The sequence below is a fragment of the Haloferax marisrubri genome, from assembly GCF_001469875.2.
Lineage (GTDB): Archaea > Halobacteriota > Halobacteria > Halobacteriales > Haloferacaceae > Haloferax > Haloferax marisrubri.
On record NZ_LOPW02000026.1, the window covers coordinates 1 to 272 of the forward strand.

Genomic DNA, 272 nt, shown 5'->3' on the forward strand with positions numbered 1-272 from the left:
CACAACGATGGCTTGCCCCTCAACAGCGATGCGTGAGAGGGGACCAGCACGCTCGGTCGTCGCCGATGTCTGGTCGGGCGTCGTTGTGCCCGAGTTACGGCTACCATCGAGGCAGCCGGCAACGCTGGCGAGGGCGGCCCCGCCAACGGTTCGGAGGACGGTACGTCTATCAATCGGTGAATCGGTTGGAATCATTGGTTTCGGTAGTCGCTATCTGTCGGTCCAAACATGCGGAGGAGTCGGCGACCGGCGTAGAACGTCACGACGAACGG

At 62.5% G+C, this 272-nt stretch carries 1 pseudogene; it reads right to left on the reverse strand.

Going from position 1 to position 272, the window contains the following annotated elements:
* Positions 1-195 (reverse strand): annotated as a pseudogene (locus tag AUR65_RS20410) (hypothetical protein); the annotation flags it as partial.
* Positions 196-272: the final 77 nt, after the last annotated feature.